We start from the raw sequence: 23,309 nt of genomic DNA, 5'->3' as shown, positions 1-23,309 counted from the left end.
ACGGTTTCCAGCCATGAAGATCCTTATCAGCGCCGACATGGAGGGCGCCACGGGTGTGACCTGGCCGGCGGACGTCCTGCCGGGCACACCCCAGTGGGAACGCTGCCGCGCCTTGTTCACCTCCGACGTGAATGCCGCCGCGCTCGGCTTCCTCGACGGCGGCGCCGATGAGGTGCTCATCAACGAGGCGCACTGGAGCATGCGCAACCTGCTGCTGGAGCGGCTGGACGAGCGCGTCGAGATGCTCACCGGCCGGCACAAGCCGCTGTCCATGGTCGAGGGCGTGCAGCACGGCGACGTCGACGGCATCGCCTTCGTCGGTTATCACACCGGCGCGGGCACGGAAGGCGTGCTCGCGCACACCTACCTCGCCAACTCCATCACCGGGGTGTGGCTCAACGGCGCACGGGCGAGCGAGGGCCTGCTGAACGCCCATGTCGTCGCGGAGTACGGCGTCCCGGTGGTGCTGGTCACCGGCGACGACCTGACCTGCGAGGACGCGGAAGGCTACGCGCCGGAGGCCCGCAAGGTCGCGGTGAAGGACCATGTCTCGCGGTACGCGGCGGTGTGCCGCACCCCGGCCCGTACCGCCGCCGACATCCGCGCCGCCGCCAAGGAGGCCACGGCGCTCGCCCGCCGGTACGCACCGGTGAGCGGCGGCCCGTTCACGGTGGAGCTGGAGTTCGACGCCGACCATCTCTCCGCCGCCGCCACGGTCGTGCCGGGCGTGACCCCCAGCGGCGAACGGCGTGTCGCGTACACCTGCGGGACGATGTATGAGGCCATTCGCACCTTCAAGGCGGTCACCACGATCGTCTCCGCCGCAGTGGAGGAGCAGTATGGCTGACATGACGCCCATCGACACGAGTGCCGCTCTCGATACGGCGGCGCTGGACGAGGTGGTCACCTTCACCTCCGAGCTCATCCGTATCGACACCACGAACCGGGGGAGCGGCGACTGCCGGGAGCGGCCCGCGGCCGAATATGTCGCGCAGCGGCTCGCCGACGCCGGGATCGAACCCACCCTCCTGGAGCGGACCCCCGGGCGCACCAATGTGGTCGCCAGGATCGAGGGCACGGACCCGTCGGCCGACGCGCTGCTCGTCCACGGCCACCTCGACGTGGTGCCCGCAGAGGCCGCCGACTGGTCCGTGCACCCCTTCTCCGGGGAGGTCAGGGACGGCGTGGTGTGGGGCCGTGGCGCGATCGACATGAAGAACATGGACGCGATGGTGCTCTCCGTCGTCCGGGCCTGGGCCAGGGCCGGGATCCGGCCACGCCGCGACATCGTGATCGCCTACACCGCGGACGAGGAGGCCAGCGCCGAGGACGGCTCCGGCTTCCTCTCCGAACAGCACCCCGAGCTGTTCGAGGGCTGCACGGAAGGCATCAGCGAGTCCGGGGCCTTCACCTTCCACGCGGGCCCAGGAATGGCCCTTTATCCGATCGGCGCGGGGGAGCGCGGCACGGCCTGGCTGAAGCTGACCGCCCGCGGCAAGGCCGGGCACGGCTCCAAGGTGAACCGCGCCAACGCGGTCAGCCGGCTCGCCGCCGCCGTCGCCAGGATCGGCGACCACCCGTGGCCGGTCCGGCTGACCCCGACCGTACGGGCCGCCCTCGCCGAACTCGCCGCGCTGCACGGCATCGCGGCCGATGTCCATGCCGAGGACTTCGACCCGGACGGCCTGCTGGGCAAGCTCGGCCCGGCCGCCGCACTGGTCGAGCCGACGATCCGTAACAGCGCCAATCCGACCGTGCTGGAGGCCGGCTACAAGGTCAATGTGATTCCGGGCCAGGCCACCGCCTATGTCGACGGGCGGATGGTGCCCGGCGGCGAGGAGGAGTTCCGCACCACCCTGGACCAGCTCACAGGACCGGACGTGGAGTGGGAGTTCCACCACCGCGAGATCGCGCTCCAGGCGCCGGTCGACTCGCCGACGTTCGCCAAGCTGCGCGCCGCCATCGAGCGCTTCGACCCGGCCGGGCACGTCGTCCCGTACTGCATGTCGGGCGGTACGGACGCCAAGCAGTTCTCCCGGCTCGGTATCACCGGCTACGGCTTCTCGCCGCTCAAGCTGCCCCCCGGCTTCGACTACCAGGCGCTCTTCCACGGCGTCGACGAGCGGGTGCCCATCGACGCGCTGCATTTCGGCGTCCGCGTCCTCGACCACTATCTGCAGTCCGCTTAGGAGCGTTGTCCATGGTGTCCATGCCGTCCAAGGGGGCCTACGGAACGTGGCCGTCACCGATCGACGCCGCGCTGGCCGCCTCGCACGACGGACGCCCGGAGTATGCCGGGGCGGTCGGTGACGAGGTGTGGTGGACCGAACCGCGTCCCGCCGAGGCGGGCCGGCGCGCGCTCGTGCGCCGACGGGCGGACGGCCGCGAGGAGTCGGTGCTGCCGGCCCCGTGGAACGTCCGCAGCCGGGTGATCGAGTACGGCGGCGTGCCCTGGGCCGGCGCCGCACGCACCGAGGGCGGCCCGCTCGTCGTCTTCGTCCACTTCCCCGACCAGCGGCTGTACGTGTACGAGCCGGACGGCGCCGGCGAGCCCCGCCCGCTCACGCCGGTCTCCGCGACCGGCGGCGGGCTGCGCTGGGCCGATCCGCGGATCCATCAGGACCGGGGCGAAGTCTGGTGCGTGCTGGAAGAGTTCACCGGCGAGCGGCCCACCGACGTACGCCGCGTCATCGCGGCCGTCCCGCTGGACGGCTCGGCCGCCGAGGACCGCGCGGCCGTACGGGAACTCTCCGACGACCGGCACCGGTTCGTCACCGGGCCCCGGCTCTCGCCGGACGGGCGCCACGCGGCCTGGATCGCCTGGGACCACCCGCAGATGCCCTGGGACGGCACGGTGGTCATGCTCGGCGAGGTGACGCGAACGGGCCCCTTCACCGGGGTCAGGCCCGTGGTCGGGGACACCGACGAATCGGTCGCCCAGGTCGACTGGGCGCCCGACGGCTCGCTGCTCTTCGTCTCGGACGCCGGCGACTACTGGGAACTCCAGCGCGCGCGCCTCGGACCGGACCTGGACGCGCTCGCACCCGGCGTCATCCCGAGCACCACGCTGTGCCCCGGCCGGGGGGAGGAGTTCGGCGGGCCGCTCTGGAAGATCGGACTCCAGTGGTTCCACCCCCTGGAGAACGGGCTGATCGCCGTCATCCACGGCAAGGGCACCACCGCCCTCGGCATACTCGACCCGGCGACCGGTGAGCTGGTGGACGCCGCCGGGCCCTGGACCGAATGGGCCGCCACCCTCGCGGTGCAGGGCACCCGCGTGATCGGTGTCGCGGCAGGTCCGCACAGCGGGTACGAGGTCGTCGAGCTGGACACCGCGACGGGACGGGCCCGGGTGATCGGCTCCGCGCACCACGACGCGGTGGACCCCGCGTATTACCCGGAGCCCCGGATCCGTACCTTCACCGGACCGGGCGACCGCGAGATCCACGCCCATATCTATCCGCCGCACAGCCCCGGCCACAGTGCGCCCGACGGCGAACTGCCGCCCTATGTGGTGTGGGCCCACGGCGGGCCCACCGGCCATGCCCCGCTCGTCCTCGATCTGGAGATCGCCTACTTCACCTCGCGGGGCATCGGCGTCGCGGAGGTCAACTACGGCGGCTCCACCGGCTACGGCCGGGAGTACCGCAACCGGCTGCGCGAGCAGTGGGGTGTCGTGGACGTCGAGGACTGCGCGGCCGTCGCCGAGGCCCTGGCCGCGGAGGGCACCGCCGATCCGGCCCGGCTCGCCGTGCGCGGCGGCAGCGCGGGCGGCTGGACCACCGCGGCCTCCCTCACCACCACCAGCGTCTACGCCTGCGGCACCATCATCTATCCGATCCTCGATCTGCTGGGCTGGGCCACCGACGAGACGCACGACTTCGAGTCGCGGTATCTGGAATCGCTCATCGGACCGCTCGCCGAGGTCCCCGACCGCTACCACGACCGTTCGCCGTCGCACCACGCCGACGCGATCACCGCGCCGTTCCTCCTGCTGCAAGGGCTGGACGATGTGATCTGTCCGCCCGTCCAGTGCGAACGGTTCCTGGAGCGGATGGAAGGACGCGGCATTCCGCACGCGTACATCGCCTTCGAGGGCGAGGGCCACGGCTTCCGCAGGGCCGACACCATGGTCCGCGCGCTGGAGGCCGAACTGTCCCTGTACGCGCAGACGTTCGGCATCACCCGCACCGACATCCCGAGGCTGGAGCTCAAGAAGTGACCGTCACGCCGCTGACCAGGCCCGCGCGACTGCGGCCGGGGGCCAAGGTCGCCGTCGTGGCGCCCAGCGGCCCGCTGCCCGCGGACCGGCTCGAAACGGGCCTCGACATCCTGCGCGGCTGGGACCTCGACCCCGTCGTCGCCCCGCACGTCCTGGATGTCCATCCACGGCTCGGCCATCTCGCCGGCACGGACGAGGACCGAGCCCGCGATCTGCAGGAGGCGTGGTGCGACCCGTCCGTCTCCGCCGTGCTCTGCGCCCGCGGCGGCTACGGAGCACAGCGCATGGCCGATCTGCTGGACTGGACCGCGATGCGGGCCGCAGGACCCAAGGTCTTCGTCGGCTACAGCGACATCACCGCCCTGCACGAGGCGTTCGCCGTACGGATGGGCCTGGCCACGCTGCACGGCCCGATGACCGCCGCGGTGACCTTCCTCAAGGACGCCAGGACCCAGGAGTCGCTGCGGGCCACGCTCTTCGAGCCCGAGTCGGTACGGACACTCGGCCTGGACACGGCCCGCGCGCTGGTGCCCGGCCGGGCCAGGGGTGTCACGCTCGGCGGCTGTGTCAGCCTGCTCGCCGCCGACCTCGCCACGCCGCACGCGCGTCCCTCGGCCGCCGGCGGGCTGCTGCTGATCGAGGACGTCGGAGAGGAGCCGTACCGTCTCGACCGCGTCCTCACCCAGCTGCTGCGCTCCGGCTGGCTCGACGGCGTCGCCGGCATCGGCCTCGGCTCCTGGGCGGAGTGCGGCCCGTACGAGGACGTGCGCGAGCTGTTGCTCGACCGGCTCGGCGGCCTGGGCGTACCGGTCGTCGAGGAGCTGGGCTTCGGTCACGGCGAGACGGCGCTGACCATACCGCTGGGCGTGCCCGCGGTCCTGGACGCGGAGAGCGCCACCCTCACCCTGGACGTGCCCGCGCTGAGCTGACCCCACGACCGCCGGTCAGCACCGACCGGCCACGACCGACCGGACAGGACCTAAGCTGGCGCGATGCCCGCCGTTCCCACCCCGCTCGCCGAGGGCCCGCGCACGCTCATCCGGCCCTGCCGCCACGAGGACGCCGGGGAGTTCACCGCCGCCGCCCGCGCGAGCAGGGCCCTGCACCACCCGTGGCTCTTCCCGCCCGAGCACGCCGAGGCGTACGCGCAGTACGCGAGCCGGCTCATCGACGACCCCGCCAAGGCGGGCTTCCTGGTCTGCGCCCGGGACGATGGCCGGATCGCCGGCTTCATCAACATCAACAACATCGTCCAGGGCGGCTTCCAGAGTGGCGCGCTCGGGTACGGCGCCTTCGCGCACGCCGCCGGCCGCGGTCTGATGACCGAGGGGCTCGGGCTGGTCCTGCGCCATGCCTTCGGCCCGCTCGGTCTGCACCGGCTGGAGGCCAACATCCAGCCCCTGAACACCGGATCCATCGCGCTCGTGCGGCGCGCGGGCTTCCGGCTGGAGGGCTTCTCGCCGGACTTCCTGCACATCGACGGCGCCTGGCGCGACCACGAACGCTGGGCGGTCACCGCGGAGATGCCGGCCCTCAGCGGCCCTTGCGGTTGATTTTCATGGTGTCCATGTCGGTCACCGTGGAGCGCAGCCCGCGATAGCCGCAGCCGAGCCCCTTCAGCGCCGTCTCCGCCCGGTCCTCGGCCAGCACGGCCGCCATCTCCTCGCCGTCCGCCACGTCCGAGACCACGACATAGCGGTAGCTGAAGTGCCGGAGCGCCGGATCGTAGGTGAGCGAGCCCTCCGGGGTGAACCGCATCTGCGCCAGACCGTGCCGGTCCACGTCCGCGAGCAGCCGGGTACGGGCCTCGTCCGTCAGCCCGTCCCACGTCCCGCGCACGATCACCCGGTACGTGTGCTGAGTGGTCATCCCGCTTACCGCCTTCTGTCCGTGGCGGCCGTCCAGGTCCGCCGTACCGCTTTGAGGATGAGCGTACGGCGGTGAGGATGGTCCGCATGCGGAATATCGTGGTGATCGACGCGCCCTCCAACGCGGCGAGGAGCTGGCGCTCTCCACGGGACGCGGCCAGCGGGACCTGACCGATCTGGAGTTGATCGTGGGAGCCTTCACCGACGGCGACGCACCGGCGGCCGGACGGTAGCCGGTACCCCGGCCGGCGCCCCGCGCGGGCGGACGCCGCTTCCGCACGCCCCGAGGGCCCCTGGTCAGCGGGGCGTTCACCGTGTTCCATGGTCGACGGGCCACCGGCCAACGGAGTCGCCGGCCGCCCGCGTGAACGAAGCGAGGTTACCGTGGCCACGACCGTGCGACGTGCCGTACTGACCCTGCCCGCCGCCCCCTTGGGGCCGGAGAACCCGCTGCCCGCCCTGGGGGTCCTCGACGAGACGCACACCCTCGACGAGCGCGCCAGGAAGCGGCTGCCGCGCGACATGGTGCGGCAGATCGGCTACGAGCCGCTGCGTACCCTGCTGCCCGTCCGGATTCTCGACGGATACGAACGAGAACGTACGGACACGGATCTCGACGCCGTCGTGATCGAGAACGACCGGCTGCGGGTCACCGTACTGCCCGGTCTCGGCGGCCGGATCCACTCGCTGCACCACAAGCCGACCGGCCGTGAACTGGTCTACCGCAACCCCGTGTTCCAGCCCGCGAGCTTCGCGCTCAACGGCGCCTGGTTCTCCGGCGGTATCGAGTGGAACATCGGCGCCACCGGCCACACCACCCTGTCCTGCGCGCCGCTGCACGCCGCTCTCGTACCCGCCCCCGACGGCGGCGAGATGCTCAGGCTCTGGGAGTGGGAGCGCCTGCGCGACCTGCCGTTCCAGGTCGACCTGTGGCTGCCCGACGGCTCCGACTTCCTCTACGCCGGAGTACGGATCCGTAATCCCCACGAGCGGGCGGCGCCCGTCTACTGGTGGTCCAACATCGCGGTCGAGGAGGACGAACACACCCGGGTTCTGTCTCCCGCCGAGTCGGCCTGGCACTTCGGGTACGAACGCGACCTGCGCCAGGTCCCGGTGCCCGAGTTCCGGGGTGAGGACCGTACGTACACGCTGCGCGGCGACGTCCCGGCCGACTACTTCTACGACGTGCCGGACGAGGAGCGGAAATGGATCGCCTCGCTCGACGCGAACGGGACGGGGCTCGTCCAGACGTCGACCGACGCACTGCGCGGCCGCAAGCTCTTCCTGTGGGGCGCGGGCCGGGGCGGCCGGCGCTGGCAGCGCTGGCTGACCGAGCCGGGCACCCCCGGATACGCCGAGATCCAGGCCGGCCTCGCCCGCACCCAGCTGGAGCACGTCCGGCTCGAAGGCGAGGCGGAGTTCAGCTGGCTGGAGGCGTACGGACCACTCGCCGCCGACCCCGCGGCGGTCCACGGAACCGACTGGGACCGGGCCCGCGCGGCGGCCGCGGACCGGCTCGAAGCGGTCCTCCCGCGCGCGGAGGTCGACGCCGCGTACGCGGCCTGGCTGCCGTACGCCGACGCCGCGCCGGGGGAGCGTCTGGCGACCGGTTCCGGCTGGGGCGCACTCGAAGTGCTGCGGGCCGGGCACAAACTTCCCGGTACGCCCTTCGAGGAGTCCACGCTCGGCGAGGAGCAGGAACCCTGGGTGGAGCTGCTGACCAGCGGGCTGCTTCCGGAGCCTCGCGTGGACGCCCCGCCGGGCCCCACGCTCGTGGCGCCGCACTGGCGCGACATGCTGGAGACCGCCCCGGCCGAGCCGCTCACCGAGTACCACCTCGGTATCGCGCAGTGGCACGCCGGGGATCTGGCCCAGGCCGTGCGCAGCTGGGAGCGCGGCCTGAAACTGGCGCCCTCGCGGTGGCCGCTGCTGCGCTGTCTGGCCGTCGCCGACCGGCAGAGCGGCCACCCGGACCTCGCCGCCGACCACTACGCGGCGGCGTTCGACGACCTCTGCGCGGGGCGCGGCGACGACGGCGAGGCATGGACCGCCGTGCACACCGCGCTCGGCCGCGAGGCCGTCACCGCTCTGCTCGCGGTGGACCGTACGGCAGAGGCGCGCCGGGTCTGGGACCGGTTGCGGCCGGACGTACGGCGGCGCGGCGCGTTCCGGCTCGTCGAGGCGCGACTCCTGCTCGCCGAGGGGGAGAAGGACGCGGCTCGCGCCGTCTTCCACGCCGGTTTCGAGGTGGCGGACCTGAGGGAGGGCGCCGAGACGCTGGGCGAGGTGTGGGCAGCGCTGACGGACGATCCGCTGCCCGACGCCTATGAGTACCGGATGCGGCCGGGGGACTGAGCGAGGCGCACGGCCCCCGTCACAGGCCCCACCCCGTCACAGGACCCGTCTCGTCACGGGCCCTGGACCACTCGGCGGTCGACGTACTCGAAGACCGAACCGTCGGGGTGCAGGGCGATCAGATTGCGGCCCGCCGGGGTCGGCACCGGTCCCGCGAGGACCCGGGCGCCGACCTCGGTGAGCGCGGCGAGTGCCTCGTCGACGTCCTTGACGGCGATCGTCGCCGTCACCTTGCGCAGGACATCGATCTCCGACGCGGGTCCGCTCATGAGGAGGAAGCAGCCGACGGCGGCGACCGAGACCCCACCGCGCTCGAAGCGGAGCGCGGGGCTTCCGGTGAGGCGTTCGTAGAACACCACCGAGGTCTCCAGGTCGTCGACGCAGATGCGCAACGTGGTTCCCAGGATTTCCATGCGCACCAGCCTAGTTGGCCGTGCCGGGACAGGTGATCGATTCGGGCGGCAAGGAGGTCACACCCGGCACAGGATCTCGCCGTGCGGGACCATGAACCAGGCGTCTTCGGCGCGGCCCCACTTTTGCCAGGCCTCGGCGATCTCCGCCAGCCGCCCGCGTGTCGTATGGCCGCCGGCGACCGCCAGGTCGGCATATCCGGACGCGGTGGTGCGCTCCGCCCACAGACCGCTCCACCAGGCACGCTCCTCGGTAGTGGCGAAGCACCAGGTCGTGGCGGTCGCGGTGATGCCGGTGAATCCCGCCTGCCGCGCCCAGGACAGCAGCCGGCGCCCGGCGTCCGGCTCACCGCCGTTGGCGCGGGCCACCCGCCGGTACAGCTCCTGCCAGCCGTCCAGCACCGGCACCTCGGGGAACCAGGCGAAGGCGCCGTAGTCCGCGTCGCGCGCCGCCACGACACCGCCGGGCTTGCACACCCGGCGCATCTCGCGCAGAGCCTGTACCGGATCGCCGACATGCTGCAGGACCTGATGGGCGTGGACGACGTCGAAGGAGTCGTCGGGGAAGTCCAGCGCGTGGACATCGGCGACCGCGAAGCGGATGGTGTCCACGCCGGCCGCGTCCGCCGTCCGCCGGGCCTGGTCCAGGATGTCCGCCGCGGCGTCGATCGCCGTCACCACGCCCGGCGAGACGAGCGCGGCCAGGTCGGCGGTGATGGTTCCGGGGCCGCAGCCGACGTCCAGCACGTCCTGGCCAGGACGCAGTTCGGCCAGGAGGTACGCCGCGGAGTTGGCGGCGGTGCGCCAGCGGTGCGAGCGCAGCACCGACTCGTGATGCCCGTGGGTGTAGACCGCGTTCTCCTTCGGCACGGCAGGCTCCTAGCGTGAGGCAGTCCGGCCACGGTACGCCGCTATGTCGGATAATGAGATACGCGTCTTGCTATGTGGTCGGATGTGCGGCGGACCCGGTACGCCCGGCCTCCGCCCACTCCTTCCGGGTGAGTTCGTACGCCACATCGCCCTGCTCCGACCCCTCGATGGTCTCCGGCCACTCCTCGAAGAACGTGCGGACATACGTCAGCCCCGCCTTCTCCATCACGCGCCGCGAACCGGTGTTGACCGTCATGGTCTGCGCCGTCACCCGCTCCGTGCCGAGGTCGGTGAAGGCCTTGCCGACCAGGGCGCGTGCGCCCTCGGTGGCATACCCCAGGCCCCACGCCGCACGGTGCAGCCGGTAGCCCAGCTCGACCACGTCCCAGCCGGGTTCCTCGCCGGGCTCCAGCGAGAACCAGCCCAGCCACGCCCCCGTGGACCTCTCCTCGGCGGCCCAGAAACCACGGCCGAGCATCCGGGGCAGGGTCAGGCGGCGGACCGTGTCGCGGGAGACCGGACGGCCGGCGTCGATGAATCGCCGCACGCCCGGGTCGTTGTCGAGGGCGACGAGCCGGTCGAGGTCGCCCTCGGTGAAGGACCGCAGCCTCAGCCGCGGGGTCTCCAGGAAGAATCGAGGATCCATGGCCGCGATCCTCGGCCGCCCCGTCCGTGCCTGTCCATCGGGTTTCCGTGCCGGTACGGACCCCCTGCCACCGGGCCTACAGCAGGGCCTGCGGGCGGTAGACCGTCAGTGCCTCGATCGCCTTGTCCAGTATCAACTCGCGCGGCGCCTCGGCCACTTCGCCGTCGAACGCCAGCGGTGTACCCGGCGCGATGTCCGCGATCCTTACCCGCCGCATCCGCTCCGCCGCGTGCACCGGCGAGCGGCTCAGCGGCCCGGCGAGCGCGGCGGCGAGCAGCCGCAGCCCCGGGGTGCGGCCGCCGTGCACGATCCGTACGTCCAGCAGACCGTCGGCCAGATCGTGCCGCCGGCCGGGGGTCGGCCCCATCCGCTGGTAGATGCAGTTCCCCGCGAACAGCAGCCACAGCGCCCGGTGCCGGCCCTCGAACTCCGCCGCCAGCTGATGTTCCCCGCGCAGTACCTTCAGCGCCGCCAGGACCCCGGCGGGCCAGCCGCCGATCCGCGGCGCCCAGTGCTCCCGCACCCGTACCAGCTCCGGATAGACGCCCAGGCTGAAGGTGTTGAGGAAGTGACCGGACTCCGCTCCGTCCGGCCCGGGGGTGAAGCGGCCGAGGTCCACCCGGACGGCGTCCCCCTCCGTCAGCGCCCTGACCGTGTCGTGCACGTCCTCGATGCCGAGGTCGTACGCGAAGTGATTGAGCGTGCCACCGGGAAAGACGGCCAGCGGCAGGCCGCGCCGCGCGGCGAGGGCCGCGGCCCGGTTGATCGTTCCGTCACCGCCGAGGATGCCGAGGGCGCGGCAGCGGCCCGCCGCCTTCTCCAGCTCGGTGTCCATCTCCTCGGGCTCGCACTCCACGATCTCCGCGAGCGGCAGCGCGTCACGCACCAGCGTGGCGGTCTCCGACGAACCGGACGCGCGGTTGACCACGACGACCAGATCCCGGCCGCCCGGCAGCGCGGGGGCCTCGGCGTACGGCCGCCCCGGTGACGGCATCTGGGAACGGGTCGGTACGATCCCGCGCACCGCGAAGGCCGCGCCCACCCCCAGCGCCGCGCCCACCAGCACATCGCTCGGATAGTGGACCCCCGTGTACACCCGGGAGAGAGCCACCGCGGCGGCCACGGGCGCCACCACGGCGCCCCAGCTCTTGGACTCCAGCGCCACCCCCGTCGCGAAGGCGGCGGCCGAGGCCGCGTGCCCGGACGGGAAGGAGGTCGTGAACGGCTGCCGCTTCAGCTGCCGTATCAGCGGCACGGCGTCGAGCAGCGGCCGCTGACGGCGCACCGCCCGCTTGCCCACGGTGTTGATGGCGGCCGAGGCGAGCCCCAGCGACACCACGCCCCGCAGGGCGGCGCGGCGCGCACGTGCTCCGTGCCCCAGCGTGGCGATGCCGGCCGCGGCACCGAACCAGAGCAGTCCGTGGTTCGCGCTGCGGCTCAGTCGCGGCAGCACAGGATCGGCGCCCGGCCAGTGCCGGGTGGCGACGGAACGGAAGACCTGCTCGTCCCAGGACTCGAGCAGTGCGGCGATCCTGGCACGGGTTCCCGGAGTCGCCTGGTGGGCCGCAGAGGTGTCGAACATGGAACGCGGGTACCCCGCGGATGGCGGACCCAAGCAGCCCGTACGGCATCCGGACGGACGGGCGGACGGGCCGGCTCGCGCCCGTGCCCGTGCCCGCTCCTCGGCTCGCGCGGGAGCGCACGCGGCGGAGAGCCGGCGTGCGCTGCCGGCGACGGGCAACCGCCGGGCGTCCCCGTGGGCGCGCCGGCGGGTACGGACGCGGCCGTCCCGGGTAGCAGGGGGGAGCGGAGCCCGGGGAGCACGGAGTGCCGAATCTCCGTATAAAGGGCTCAAGGCCCGTGCGACGGGCCGGTGGGCCCGGCCGGTGGGCCGGGCTTCCGGCGGGTGACGGCTGGAGGTGGCGTATGCGGCGGACGGCTCCCGAAGGCCGTGGCCCCGTCCGGTTCGGCCCGCCCGCCCCCGAGTCGGGGCTGCCCGCGCTGCCGGAGCTCGTCGACGTGTGCGCGGCGGCCGCCGGACGCTCCTCGGCCGAGGAGCCCGGCGGTGACGCCGTCCTGCGGGAGGCCGCCTGCGGCTACTGGGGGCGGCGCGGTCTGCACACGGCACCGGACGACGTGGCCGCCGCGCCCGGCGTGCAGCCCCTGCTGTTCGCGCTGCTCGCCGCGTACGGCGGGGACGTCCTCATGCCGAGGCCCTGCCCCGCCTGGTGGACCCCGCAGGCCCGGCTTCTCGGGCGGCCCGCCTACCATGTGCCGACCCCGGCGGAGGCGGGCGGCGTGCCCGATCCGTACGCCCTGCTGGAGACGGTCCGCCGGGTACGCGCCGAGGGCGGTACCCCTCGGGTCCTGCTGCTCTCCCTCGCCGACGACCCCACCGCCACCGTCGCCCCGCCCGAGCTCGTCCGCGAGGCCTGCGAGGCCGCGGCCGACGAGGGGCTGCACATCATCAGCGACGAGACCTGGCGCGACACCCTGCACCGGCCGCACGAGACGGTACTGCTCAGCCCGGCCGAGATGTGGCCCGACGAGGTCGTCATCGTCTCCGACCTGGCGGGCGCGCTGCTCCCGGCCGCCTGGCCGATGGCCGTCGCACGCTTCCCCGCCACCCCGGACGGAGCCGCCCGGCGGGCCAGAACGCTCGACATCCTCACCGCGCTCGGCGCGATGGTCGCCGGTCCCGTCGCCGCGGCCGCGGCCCACGCGCTGGACGAACCCGGTCCTGTCACGGCCAGAGCGGCGGCCGCGGCGGCCTTGTACGCGCGCGTGACCGCGGCCGCCCACCGCGCGGTGCTCGTCTCCGGCGCCCTCGCCAGGCCCCCGCAGGCGGGCCGTCATCTCTACGCCGACCTCGGGCCGCTGCGCGCCCGCCTGGCCGCTCTGGGGGTCACCGACTCGATGGAGCTGGAGAACCATCTGAGCGAACGCCTGGGCATGCCCGTACCGGGCGGCCACCGGTTCGGGGACGAACTGGGCGCGCTGCGCGTACGCCTGTCCACCGGACCGCTGCTCGGATCAACCCCGCGGCAGCGCCTGGAGTCCCTCACCGAGCCCGACCCCCTGGAACTGCCCCATGTCGCGCGAGCGCTCGACGTGTTCGGATCCGCCTTCGACGAACTGCGGTGAGCGGAGCCTCTATGACGGAACGAACCGGGCGAACCGACCACACGGAGCGAACCGGTGCCTCACGTCTCCTGGCTCTCCGAGCCGGGCCGGCGCAGTCGGCGCCACAGCGCCGGGGCGCCACTGACCACCACCGTCAGCACCACCGCCGCGAGCACCCCTTCCCAGGGCCGGGCGAAGAGCGACCCGCCGAGGACCCCGATCAGCTGATACGTCGCGGCCCAGGCCAGACAGGCCGGCACATCGCCCCGGGCGAACCGCCGCAGCGGCCAGTTCGCGAGCAGACAGGCCAGCATCACCGGAATCCGCCCGGCCGGTACCAGCCGGGACAGCACCAGCACCGTCACCCCGTTCTCCCGCAGCTTGCGCTGCGCCTGCTCCAGCCGGTCGGGCGGGGCATGCCGGCGCAGCGCGGCCAGCCAGCGCGAGCCGTTCTTCGAGCCGACGCCGCGCCGCCCGAGCCAGTAGAGCGAGACATCGCCGAGGAAAGCCGCGAAGGCCGCCACGACGAATATGTAGACCATCGAGAGCGGCGCGGTCTGGTGGAAGGCCACCACCGCCGCCGAACTCACCACCGCGCCCGTCGGCACCACCGGCACCAGCGCTCCCAGCGCCACCAGCAGAAAGAGCGACGGATAGCCGACGGCCTGCTGGGTCGACTCGGCCGGCAGCTGCGACATGAGCTGGTCAATCACCGCGTGACCTCCGGCCGCACACTCTCGCCGTGCCCCAGCAGATGCACCGTCACCTTCGGCGCGAGCCGCGCCGCGTTCCGTACGAACTCGTCGCCCGGCGAGAAGAACTCGTGGGGCCTGACGCCGTCCAGGCCGATCGGCCAGTACGTGCCGTAGTGCACCGGCACCGCCGCGCTCGGCGCCAGCCGGACCAGCGCCTGCGCCGCCCGCTCCGCGTCCAGATGCTCGGGCCCCAGATGGGGCCCCCAGCCGCCGACCGGCAGGAGCGCCACATCCACCGGTCCCACGGCGTCCGCCATCCCGTCGAAGAGCCCGGTGTCACCGGCGAAGTAGGTCCGCGACTCACCGCTGATCACATAACCGAGGGCGGGGGAGCGGTGCGGCCCGACCGGGAGCCGTCGTCCGTCGTGCCGCGCGGGCACGGCCCGTACCCGCAGCGGCCCGATCTTCACCTCGTCGCCCGCGTCGACCTCGGTGATCCGCAGCCCGGCCGGATTTCTGCGGCAGTCGAGCCTTCTGAGCCCGGGGACGGAGCGCGCCGCGTCGCGCGGCACGATCAGCAGGGTGCCGGGCACGAGTCTCGCCAGCGACCGCGGATGGAGATGGTCGGAGTGGAGATGCGAGACGAGCACCGCGTCGGCGACCGTGGCCCCGGCAGGCGGTACGGCTCCGAGACGGCGGCGCAGATGGGCCAGCCGGCGTACGAAGAGCGGGTCCGTCAGCACCCGGACCCCGGAGTCCTCGACGGTGCAGGTGGCATGGCCCCACCAGGTGATGACAGTTCCCAACCCGACCTCAGCTCCGTCCGCCCGGGGAGGTGTACGCCCCGGGCACGATCTCCGTACTCAGCGTACGGCGGGTACCCGCACGGGGTGGCCGGGATGCGCGGCGTCGCCCGCCGCCCGCCCGCGCGCGCCGCAGGCCATCCGGTGCGCTCCTCCCTCCCGGGGCCACACGCGGAGTAGGGTCTGCGGACCAGGGCGAGTGCGGGGGCACGGGGGGACGGACATGGATGCGTTACGAGTGGCTGCGATCGCCAGCCTGACCCCACTGGAGGAACTCGACCGCGTCCCCTTCCTGGTGGACACCCGCGGCCAGCACGCGATGTGCGCGCGGTGGGCCGAGGACAAGGGCTATGCCGTCACCACGCAGCTGCTCCTCTACGGACTGCGCCCCGGCCACCGCGGGTTATGGGCGGATGTCGAAGAGGGGCAGGTGGACCTCTTCGTCGCCGCCAACGAGCGGGTGCTCGACCGGGCGTTCACCTCGGCGCCCGCCTTCGCCGCCGAGTGCGAGCGCAGGGGCGTACGGCTGGAGACCGTCGGCCTGGACGAACCCCCGTACGACGCCGCCATGAAGGCCGATGTGCACCGCAGGCTCTCGATGCCGACGGCCGGGTACGGCGGCTGCTGACCGTACCGCCCGGGGACCGCGGCGAGCTGTGTCAGGCTGGGCCGAGCCCGTGGGTCGGTACGGGCCCTGACGTGAGGTGACAGCGGAGTGCTCCAGGGGCGATGGCGAACGACGGGCAGAGCCCTGCTGCGGGTGATCATCGTGTGGCTGGTGTCCACGCTGACCCTGCTGGTGCTCGCCGGGATCCTGCCGGACTTCCAGCTCCAGTCCGACGTCGGGGACAGCGCCACCAGGACAGCGGTCACGGCGGCCTGGGGCGCGGGCGCGTTCGGTCTGCTCAGCGCGCTGGTCTGGCCGCTGCTCGTACGGGCGCTGCTGCTCGTCCCCGCGCTGATACTCGGGCTGCTGGTGTTCTTCCTCAACGGCTCGCTGCTGCTGATCGCGCTCTGGCTCATTCCCGACGGCCGGGGCGCCGCCAACCCGGAGACCGCGGTGGTCGTCGCCGCGGTGATGTCCGCCGTGGCCTCCGCCACCTCCACGGCGCTCGCGGTCGGCGACGACGGCGCCTACCGGCGAAGACTCTGGCGCCTCGCCGACCGGCGGCGCCGCAGGAGCGGCGAGGACGGCAGCCACGGCGGCCAGCCCGGCACGGTCTTCCTGCAACTCGACGGGGTGGGGCACCAGGTGCTGCTGGACGCCGTCGCCGACGGGGTGATGCCCCATGTCGCCGGCTGGCTGGGCAGCGGACGGTCGGGATCCATGGCCGATTCCGGGCAGCCGACGCACCGGCTGACGCCCTGGCGCACCGACTGGTCCAGCCAGACCGGCGCCAGCCAGCTGGGCATCCTGCACGGCTCCAACCACGACATCCCCGCGTTCCGCTGGTACGAGAAGGACAGCGGCCGGATCATGGTCAGCAACCGGCCCGCCAGCGCCGCGGAACTCCAGCGCCGGGCCATCGAACGCACCGGCGACGGCGGGCTCCTCACCCTCGACGGCGCCAGCCGCGGCAATCTCTTCAGCGGCGGCGCCGACCAGCTGGCCCTGGTGCTCTCGATGGCCGCCAGACGCGGCAGGGCCAACCGCTCCCGCGCCGGCTACTTCGCGTACTTCTCCGATCCGGCCAACGCCGTCCGTACGGTGGTCTCCTTCGTCGCCGACGTCGGCCGCGAGATCGGCCAGTCGACGCGGGCGCGGCTGCGCGGCGACCGGCCGCGGGTCGGCCGGGGCGGGCTCTACCCGCTCATCCGGGCCTTCGCGACCGTCGTCGAGCGGGACGTGGTGGTCGCGGCGGTGATGGGGGACATGCTCGCCGGACGCACCGCCGTCTACGCCGACCTCGTCGCCTACGACGAAGTGGCCCACCACTCGGGACCGCACAGCCGCGACGCCGCGCGCGTCCTCGAACGCCTCGACCGCTCGGTCGGCCTGATAGCCAAGGTCGCCGAGCACGCGCCCCGTACCTACCGGATCGTGCTGCTCTCCGACCACGGCCAGAGCCCCGGCGAAACCTTCGAAGGCCGCTACGGGCTCACCCTCAAGGACCTGGTCAGAGCGGGCTGCGGACTGCCCGTGTCGCGCAAGGCCGAGCGGACGAAGAGCGGCGCGGAGGCGCGTGACGCCGCACGGCACGCCGTACTCAGCGCGCTCCACCGGCCGATGGGGGAGGAGGACACCGGGCGGAAGCCCGCCCAGGACTCGGAACCGATCGTGCTCGCCTCCGGGAATCTCGCCCTGATCTCCTTCCCCGAGGTACGGGGGCGGATGAGCCGCGAACAGATCGACCGGCGCCACCCCGCGCTGCTGCGGACCCTCGCGGGGCACCCGGGGATCGGCTTCCTGCTGGTCCGCAGTGAGAGACACGGATCGGTGGTGCTCGGCCCTGACGGGGTGGAGGTCCCGGTCGCCGAGCTCGGTGACGAAGGGCCGCTCGCCGCCATGGGGCCCGGCGCGGCCGACGCCGTACGGCGCACCGACACCTTTCCGCATGTCGCCGACATCATGGTCAACTCGATGTACGACCCGGTGACGGGCCGGGTGCACGCCTTCGAGGAACAGATCGGCTCGCACGGCGGCCTCGGCGGCGAACAGTCGCGGGCCTTCCTGCTGTCACCGCTGGTGCTCTCGGCGCCGGTCCCCGACAGCGGTGAACTCGTCGGCGCCGAAGAGGTGCACCGGGTGCTCGCCCGCTGGCTGCGCGAAGGCAGCGGACCGCAGGTGCCGCTCGGACCCGCGGCGGAACCCCGTCCGGCGGAATCCCGTCCGGTGGAGCTCCGTCCGGTGGAGGGGCCGTCGGCGCAGGCGCAATCGGGCGATGTACGGCCCGCTGCGGCGCGTTCGGCCGAGGGCGAAAGGAATTCGGCGTAACGAACGTCCCCCATACGGGCGATTTCCGGCGGTAGCAGGACGAGTCGCGGCCGTTGATGGGCAGGGGTGGCATGTCCAGGAGGTCGTGCCCATGCGCCACGCCGCGTCCGTCAGCCCCAGCACCGCAGCCGCCCGCGCGGCCGCCTCCGCGCGCCGGACCGCGCTGGTGACCCTGCTGGTGCTGGTCGCGCTCCTGGGCATGTCGCTCGATGCCCGTTCCGCGGTGGCGCGGGGCGCGGAGTCCCGGCCACCCGCCTCGGCCGCCCCCGATCCCGCGGGCGAGGGAAAGCAGGACACGGCCGAGACCGAACAGGCCGCCCCCTCCAGGACCGAGCGGGCGGGCAGGGCCCGTATCGAGCCGTTCGCCCGCTCAGGCCCGCAGGCGGGGACGGAACAGGATCCGTACGCCGGGCGCCGCGCTCCGGCCGGGCCCCCGCGGGCGCCGAGTGCCTCGCGCTGTGTGGTGCTGCGCTGCTGACAGGCCCGAGGGCCCCATGTGCCCATCGAGTCACAGCAGTTGCTTCAGCCCCATCTCACAGCGAGGACACCACCATGCCTATTGACCCCTTCGCCGCACTCAACGCCATGCTCCGCGCCGAAGTCGCGCGCGCCGACGTGTCAGAAGCCCGTCGACGGGCCTCGCGCGGTTCCGACCGGGACGCCGAGCCCGTAGCCGCGTCCGACGGCGGGGCCGCGGACGGAGAACGCACCGAGAGCGGCAGTCCGCAGTAACGCCCTGACCGCACGCCCGGCCGCGCCGCTCTCGGTGGGCGCGGCCGGGTCGCGGGCCGGTCCGGCCGGCCGGCGGAAGAAGCCGGTCCGGCCGGCGGAAGCCGGGGAGAACGGGGGAAGGGCCGTGGGCGCGGCGGCCCATGGCCCTTCCCTTCGGTACACCGGTTTCCTCAGCGCACCGGCGCGCCGGGCCCGAGCGGTATGCCCACCGCCCACCAGATGAGGAACAGCGCCGTCCACGCGACCGTCATGGCGACGGCCAGCGGCAGTGTGTACGAGGCGAGCGTGCCGATGCCGGCGCTCTTGCGGTACCGCTGGAGGAAGCCAAGGGCCATCACGAAGTACGGACTCATCGGGGTGATGGCGGTCGACCCCGAGTCCGCGATCCGGAACAGCGCCTGCGTCGTCTCCGCCGGGACGCTGACGAGCATCAGCATCGGCACCAGGACCGGCGCGGCCAGCGCCCACATCGCCGACCCGCTGGTGACCATGACATTGACCAGGGTCAGCAGCACCAGGATCAGCAGGAACACCAGGACGATCGGCATCCCGCTCTGTTCCAGCGCCTCGGCGGCCCTGACGGCGAGCACATCGCCGATATTCGTCCAGTCGAAGTACGCGAGGAACTGGGCGATGGCGAAGAACAGCACCAGCACCGGCGCCATCTGCATGACACCCTGCCCCATCAGTTTCGGTACGTCGCCCGGTGAGGTGATCGAGCCCGAGCGGTATCCGTACACGATGCCGACCAGCCCGAAGACCAGGGCGACGACCGCCGCGATGCCGTCGAGGAGCGGCGAGTCCACGATGCTGCCGCCCTCGCCCCGCAGTGGCGACGACTGCGGCAGCATCACCGCGACCAGCACCACGAGCGTCGCCACCAGGGTGAGGACGGCAGCGCGCAGCGCCGAGCGCTCCCGGGGACTGAGAGTGAGCGCGCCGAGGTCTTCGAGATCGGCGTCCGGGTCGGCGTCGAGATCGGGCCGCCGGCTCAGGACGAATTTCGTCACGAGCGTGATGACGGCCGCGAGCAGCAGCGACGAGGCGATGTTGAAGAACCAGTTGCTCAGCGGTGAGACATAGGCGGCGTCTCCTCCGACGATCCGCGCGGCCGCGGTGGTGATGCCGGCGAAGATGGCGTCGTTGGGCGTGGGGATCGGGCTGGCGTCGTACCCGGAGGCGATGGCCGTGTAGGCGACGACGATGCCGAGGATCGGGGAGCGTCCCACGGCGCGGAAGGCCAGACCGCCCAGCGGTACGAGAATGATGTACGCGGCGGCCGAGGCGACATGCGCCACGGTGCCGGCGAACGCGACGGCGAACACCACCCAGGAGGCCGGCACCCGCGAGACGCTGACCCGCATCAGCGCCGCGAGGAAACCGGTCCGCTCGGCGACGGCGACGCCCATGATCACCACCACGATGGTGGCCATCGGCGGGAAGGTGGCGAAGTTCTCGATCATCGTCGAGACCGCCATGGACAGTCCGTCACCGCTGAGCAGATTCTGTACCGCGACCGTCTTGCCGTCGCTGGGAGCGACGACGGAGACATCGGCCGCGGCCAGCACCGCGCTGATGACCGCGAGCACCGCGGACAGGATCCAGAACAGCCAGAACGGATGCGGCAGCGCGTTGCCCGCCCGTTCGATCACGGCCATCGCGCGGACGACGCGCGGCAGCCGGGTTCCGTCGGGCGGTGGGGAGGACGTACCGGGTGGCGAGGGCGTACCGGCGGGGGCGGGGGTCGGCGTGGTCATGGGAGCGGCTCCTTGCTCGGGTCCACGGTGTCAGGTGGAGGGGTTCTGCGGGAGGGGTCAGCGCCGGTGGGACGGGGGAGTGCGGAACTGGCGCAGGAACTGCCACATGACCTCGTGCGCCTCGATGGTCTGCGTGGTGTAGCCGCCGCCGCTGTAGATGTCGGCGCCCGGCCAGGTGTGTCCGCCGTCGGTGACCGCGACATGCCGGACCTCGGCCCCGCGGTCGCAGCCGAGCCGGCGCGACACGGTGATGTCGGGCTCGGTCACCCGGTCACGGGCGCGCAGGACGCAGCCGTTGAGGCCGGCCCAGCCCGCCACCCAGTCCTGAATGGCGGGGAGTCCGCGCTCGGCGTCGCCGGCGTACGGGATGGTCGCGTCACCCGTGCCGTGGAACTCGATGACGGGGACCGGCCGGGAGGGCTCGCATGCCTCGCCGGTCGGGTAGAGGGCGGCGGCGACGGGGGCGATGGCGGCGATCCGGTCGGCCGTACGGCAGGCGAGCAGCGTCCCGACGAAGCCCGCTCCGTTGGACTTTCCGGTCGCGTACACCCGCCGCTCGTCGACGCACAGCGTGTCTTCGAGCCGGTCCAGGAGGTCTTCGGTGAACGCGACGTCGTCGACGCCGGCCGCCGCGTAGGGAGCGCCCTGCCAGGCCTGCCGGTCGCCGTCCCCGGTACCGATCACGCCGTTGGGGTAGACGACGACGGCGGGCAGCGTCGACAGCTTGGAGAACTCCTCCGTTCCCGCGCCGGTGTTGCCGCGGCCGTGGAAGGCCAGGATGACCGGCCAGTCGCGCTTGTGGCTGTATCCGGCCGGGAGATGGAGCTGATATGTCCGGTCGCGGCCGCCGCTGGTGAGGGTGTGCTGTTCGCTGGTGCCGGGCTGCTGAGGGGCGGGCAGCCGGCAGGCCTTGGAGGCCGCGGCGGGTGCTTTGGCCGCGCCGCCGGGTGCGGCGGTGGCGGTCCCGGCACCGGTGGCTCCGAGGGACAGGACGAGGCCCAGGGCGGCCGTCGCCGTCCGCCGCAGGGGGCGGGTGGTACGACTCTTCCGGCTGCTGTGCGGGGTGCCAGTCATGGCAGGCTCCTTCTGCCGGACGCCTGGGGCGGACGGCTCACTGATGTGCGGGCAGGGGTGCCCCACGCTGCGGGGGCGGGGGATCGCGGTCCGGGGGCCCGAGGTGCGACGAGCGTCGTACGGGCCCGGCGGCGCGGGAAGGTCCGGCCCACGGCACCACGCGCGATGAGGCGGGCGCGGTGCCGTGTGCGGAGGGTGCGGGGTTACGGGTGCGAAGGGTGCGCGGTGTTCGGCGCGGGTCCGGCGTGCGGGGTGCGCGCGGTGCGCGGGCGGAGTGGCTGGTCAGCCGGTGTCAGACGTCCAGCCACTCCTTGACGAAGGCGACCACACGGACCACGACGGCGTCGACGACCGCCTGTCCGTCCTCGGCGGTCGCCCGGCGCGGGTCACCGAGGATGCCATTGGGGCTGAGCCGGTCGTAGCGGACGGCGAGCGCCGGATGGCTGCCGTGCCGTGAGAGCCGGGAGAGCGGATCGAGTTGGGCGGTGACGGTCGTACCGGCGGCGAGCCGGTCGGTGTGCACCAGATGCGGGGTGAGATGGAGCAGCTGCGCGGTCTCGGCCTCGCCGCCGTGGCCGTGCACCTCGCTGACCCCCATACCGGACACGACATCGGCAGCGAGCGCGGTGACGGGTGTCCACGCGAACTGCAGATCGGGGTGGGTGGTGAGCAGATCCTGCGCCACCGTGGCCAGGGTGGCGTTGTTGCCGCCGTGACCGGTTATCACGAGCACCTTCCGCCAGCCGTGCCGGTACAGGCTCCCGACGTACTCACGGACCACCGCGGCCAGGGTCGTGGTGGTCAGGGTGACCGTGCCGGCGAAGGCGAGATGGTGCGGGGAGACACCGACCGGCAGTTGCGGACCGATGACCGCACGGCCGGCCAGTTCGGCGGCCACGCGTTCGGCCACCCCCTCGGCCCGGATGGTGTCCGTGGCGAGAGGCATACCGGGACCGTGCTGTTCGAACGCGCCCGCCGGGATGATCACCACGGGGCTCGCCGTGACCGCCGCGGCCGCCTCTTCGGTGGTCATCTCGGCCAGCCGCAGGGGCTGTCGGGCGCTCATCGGCCGGTCCCCGAGGCGGTTTCCGGGACAGTGTCCGCGGCGGTCTCCGGGACGGTGTCCGGGAAATCGGCGGCGAGGACCGCTTCGCGGATGGACCCCAGATGTTCCCGGGTCAGCCGCTCGGCCGCGGCCGCGTCCCCGTCCCGTACCGCCTCGAAGATCTCCACGTGTTCGGCGTGGTCCCGGGCGCGGTCGTTGTACCGGTGCCGGATCTCGACCTGTTCCCGCGCCCTGACCTGGAGCAGCGCCTCGACGGCTTCCCGCAGCAGCGCGTTGCCACTGGCGGCTGCCAGCGCCACATGGAAGTGCACCGACTGCCGCAGCGATTCCTCCGGCGGATGCAGCGCGTTGGCGGACGCCGCCTCCAGCTCCCCGACCGCCTCCGGCGCGCGGGTACGCGCCGCGGCGGCGGCCACGGCCGGCTCCAGGACCAGCCGCGCCTCGACGAGTTCGAGCACCGACTCGCGGCTGCCGCGCGGAAGGTGGGGATTGGCCAGCAGCCGTCGCTCACTGCCCGGGCCCACGTACGTGCCCGAGCCGTGCCGGAACTCCACCACGCCGGTGGCCTCAAGTCTGCGCAGGGCCTCGCGGACCGTGGGCGTGGTGACGTCGAACCGTCGGGCGAGGTCCCGCGAGGACGCCAAAGCGTCTCCCGGGACCAGCCGTTCGGTACGGATGATCTCGACGATGCTGTCCGCCAGATGCTCGGACAGTGACAGTTCACTGCGACTCATAAAGTGAATAGATCACTTG

At 72.9% G+C, this 23,309-nt stretch carries 22 protein-coding genes; 11 read left to right on the top strand and 11 right to left on the bottom strand.

Annotated features, from left to right (window positions below; genetic code table 11):
• Positions 1-13 precede the first annotated feature (13 nt).
• From ACFVWW_RS05675 to ACFVWW_RS05655, 5 genes are all read left to right on the top strand, one after another.
• Positions 14-847: a M55 family metallopeptidase gene (locus ACFVWW_RS05675; RefSeq protein WP_384181343.1), complete on the top strand. Its 834-nt coding sequence runs from the start codon at positions 14-16 to the stop codon at positions 845-847.
• A 1-nt stretch (position 848) separates the two neighbouring features.
• Positions 849-2,189, top strand: coding sequence for a M20/M25/M40 family metallo-hydrolase (locus ACFVWW_RS05670; protein ID WP_384181486.1), 1,341 nt, complete (start codon positions 849-851; stop codon positions 2,187-2,189).
• A gap of 20 nt (positions 2,190-2,209) precedes the next feature.
• Positions 2,210-4,222, top strand: a complete 2,013-nt coding sequence (locus ACFVWW_RS05665; protein ID WP_386876759.1) for a prolyl oligopeptidase family serine peptidase — start codon at positions 2,210-2,212, stop codon at positions 4,220-4,222.
• The gene (locus tag ACFVWW_RS05660) at positions 4,219-5,151 is read left to right on the top strand and encodes an LD-carboxypeptidase (RefSeq protein ID WP_386876109.1); all 933 of its coding nucleotides are present in this window, start codon (positions 4,219-4,221) and stop codon (positions 5,149-5,151) included. Before ACFVWW_RS05665 ends, ACFVWW_RS05660 begins: the two co-directional genes overlap by 4 nt.
• Positions 5,152-5,214: 63 nt before the next feature.
• The gene (locus ACFVWW_RS05655) at positions 5,215-5,775 is read left to right on the top strand and encodes a GNAT family N-acetyltransferase (RefSeq protein ID WP_386876107.1); all 561 of its coding nucleotides are present in this window, start codon (positions 5,215-5,217) and stop codon (positions 5,773-5,775) included.
• Here ACFVWW_RS05655 and ACFVWW_RS05650 read toward each other — a convergent pair.
• Positions 5,756-6,091, bottom strand: coding sequence for a DUF6204 family protein (locus ACFVWW_RS05650; protein WP_386876105.1), 336 nt, complete (start codon positions 6,089-6,091; stop codon positions 5,756-5,758). The two genes, ACFVWW_RS05655 and ACFVWW_RS05650, sit on opposite strands and share 20 nt — an antisense overlap.
• Positions 6,092-6,474: 383 nt before the next feature.
• Between ACFVWW_RS05650 and ACFVWW_RS05645 the strand changes: the two genes are divergently transcribed.
• Positions 6,475-8,445 (top strand): DUF5107 domain-containing protein, encoded by a 1,971-nt coding sequence (locus tag ACFVWW_RS05645; RefSeq protein WP_386876103.1) that lies wholly within the window; start codon positions 6,475-6,477, stop codon positions 8,443-8,445.
• A 53-nt stretch (positions 8,446-8,498) separates the two neighbouring features.
• On the opposite strand, the gene ACFVWW_RS05640 is transcribed toward ACFVWW_RS05645, so the two are convergent.
• From ACFVWW_RS05640 to ACFVWW_RS05625, 4 genes are all read right to left on the bottom strand, one after another.
• A complete protein-coding gene (locus tag ACFVWW_RS05640) occupies positions 8,499-8,858 on the bottom strand; it encodes a VOC family protein (protein WP_384181353.1) in 360 nt (119 codons plus the stop codon).
• A gap of 57 nt (positions 8,859-8,915) precedes the next feature.
• Complete coding sequence (locus ACFVWW_RS05635; RefSeq protein WP_386876101.1) at positions 8,916-9,725, bottom strand: class I SAM-dependent methyltransferase; 810 nt, start codon at positions 9,723-9,725, stop codon at positions 8,916-8,918.
• Between the two features lie 70 nt (positions 9,726-9,795).
• A complete protein-coding gene (locus ACFVWW_RS05630; protein WP_384335184.1) occupies positions 9,796-10,371 on the bottom strand; it encodes a GNAT family N-acetyltransferase in 576 nt (191 codons plus the stop codon).
• 76 nt (positions 10,372-10,447) lie between these two features.
• Positions 10,448-11,953, bottom strand: a complete 1,506-nt coding sequence (locus ACFVWW_RS05625) for a bifunctional phosphatase PAP2/diacylglycerol kinase family protein (protein ID WP_386876099.1) — start codon at positions 11,951-11,953, stop codon at positions 10,448-10,450.
• A gap of 344 nt (positions 11,954-12,297) precedes the next feature.
• On the opposite strand from ACFVWW_RS05625, the gene ACFVWW_RS05620 reads away from it, so the two are divergent.
• Positions 12,298-13,515 (top strand): aminotransferase class I/II-fold pyridoxal phosphate-dependent enzyme, encoded by a 1,218-nt coding sequence (locus tag ACFVWW_RS05620; RefSeq protein ID WP_384335178.1) that lies wholly within the window; start codon positions 12,298-12,300, stop codon positions 13,513-13,515.
• A gap of 59 nt (positions 13,516-13,574) precedes the next feature.
• Here the strand turns inward: ACFVWW_RS05620 and ACFVWW_RS05615 are convergent, their stop codons facing one another.
• Together ACFVWW_RS05615 and ACFVWW_RS05610 are read right to left on the bottom strand one after the other, a co-directional pair.
• Positions 13,575-14,192 carry a DedA family protein gene (locus ACFVWW_RS05615; protein WP_386876757.1) on the bottom strand — a complete coding sequence of 206 codons (618 nt, stop codon included), beginning with the start codon at positions 14,190-14,192 and terminating at the stop codon, positions 13,575-13,577.
• Between the two features lie 11 nt (positions 14,193-14,203).
• A complete protein-coding gene (locus tag ACFVWW_RS05610) occupies positions 14,204-14,995 on the bottom strand; it encodes an MBL fold metallo-hydrolase (protein ID WP_386876097.1) in 792 nt (263 codons plus the stop codon).
• Between the two features lie 220 nt (positions 14,996-15,215).
• Here ACFVWW_RS05610 and ACFVWW_RS05605 point away from each other — a divergent pair, with 220 nt between their 5' ends.
• The 4 genes from ACFVWW_RS05605 (at position 15,216) to ACFVWW_RS05590 (ending at position 18,659) form a co-directional block, all read left to right on the top strand.
• Positions 15,216-15,620, top strand: a complete 405-nt coding sequence (locus tag ACFVWW_RS05605) for a hypothetical protein (RefSeq protein ID WP_384181365.1) — start codon at positions 15,216-15,218, stop codon at positions 15,618-15,620.
• Between the two features lie 87 nt (positions 15,621-15,707).
• Positions 15,708-17,927, top strand: a complete 2,220-nt coding sequence (locus ACFVWW_RS05600) for a phage holin family protein (RefSeq protein ID WP_386876095.1) — start codon at positions 15,708-15,710, stop codon at positions 17,925-17,927.
• A gap of 91 nt (positions 17,928-18,018) precedes the next feature.
• Positions 18,019-18,405, top strand: coding sequence for a hypothetical protein (locus ACFVWW_RS05595; RefSeq protein WP_386876093.1), 387 nt, complete (start codon positions 18,019-18,021; stop codon positions 18,403-18,405).
• A 74-nt stretch (positions 18,406-18,479) separates the two neighbouring features.
• The gene (locus ACFVWW_RS05590; protein WP_386876091.1) at positions 18,480-18,659 is read left to right on the top strand and encodes a hypothetical protein; all 180 of its coding nucleotides are present in this window, start codon (positions 18,480-18,482) and stop codon (positions 18,657-18,659) included.
• A gap of 170 nt (positions 18,660-18,829) precedes the next feature.
• On the opposite strand, the gene ACFVWW_RS05585 is transcribed toward ACFVWW_RS05590, so the two are convergent.
• From ACFVWW_RS05585 to ACFVWW_RS05570, 4 genes are all read right to left on the bottom strand, one after another.
• On the bottom strand, positions 18,830-20,416 hold the full coding sequence (locus ACFVWW_RS05585) for an AbgT family transporter (RefSeq protein WP_384181374.1): 1,587 nt from the start codon (positions 20,414-20,416) through the stop codon (positions 18,830-18,832).
• Positions 20,417-20,473: 57 nt separating this feature from the next.
• Positions 20,474-21,490, bottom strand: coding sequence for an alpha/beta hydrolase family esterase (locus ACFVWW_RS05580; RefSeq protein WP_386876089.1), 1,017 nt, complete (start codon positions 21,488-21,490; stop codon positions 20,474-20,476).
• 292 nt (positions 21,491-21,782) lie between these two features.
• On the bottom strand, positions 21,783-22,556 hold the full coding sequence (locus ACFVWW_RS05575) for a creatininase family protein (protein WP_386876087.1): 774 nt from the start codon (positions 22,554-22,556) through the stop codon (positions 21,783-21,785).
• A complete protein-coding gene (locus ACFVWW_RS05570; RefSeq protein ID WP_386876085.1) occupies positions 22,553-23,290 on the bottom strand; it encodes a FadR/GntR family transcriptional regulator in 738 nt (245 codons plus the stop codon). Before ACFVWW_RS05570 ends, ACFVWW_RS05575 begins: the two co-directional genes overlap by 4 nt.
• Positions 23,291-23,309: the final 19 nt, after the last annotated feature.

Origin of the sequence: Streptomyces sp. NPDC058198, from assembly GCF_042882605.1 — a bacterium.
Taxonomy (GTDB): Bacteria; Actinomycetota; Actinomycetes; order Streptomycetales; family Streptomycetaceae; genus Streptomyces.
Note: the sequence above shows the minus strand (reverse complement) of the source record. Positions and strands in the feature narration are given on the sequence as shown.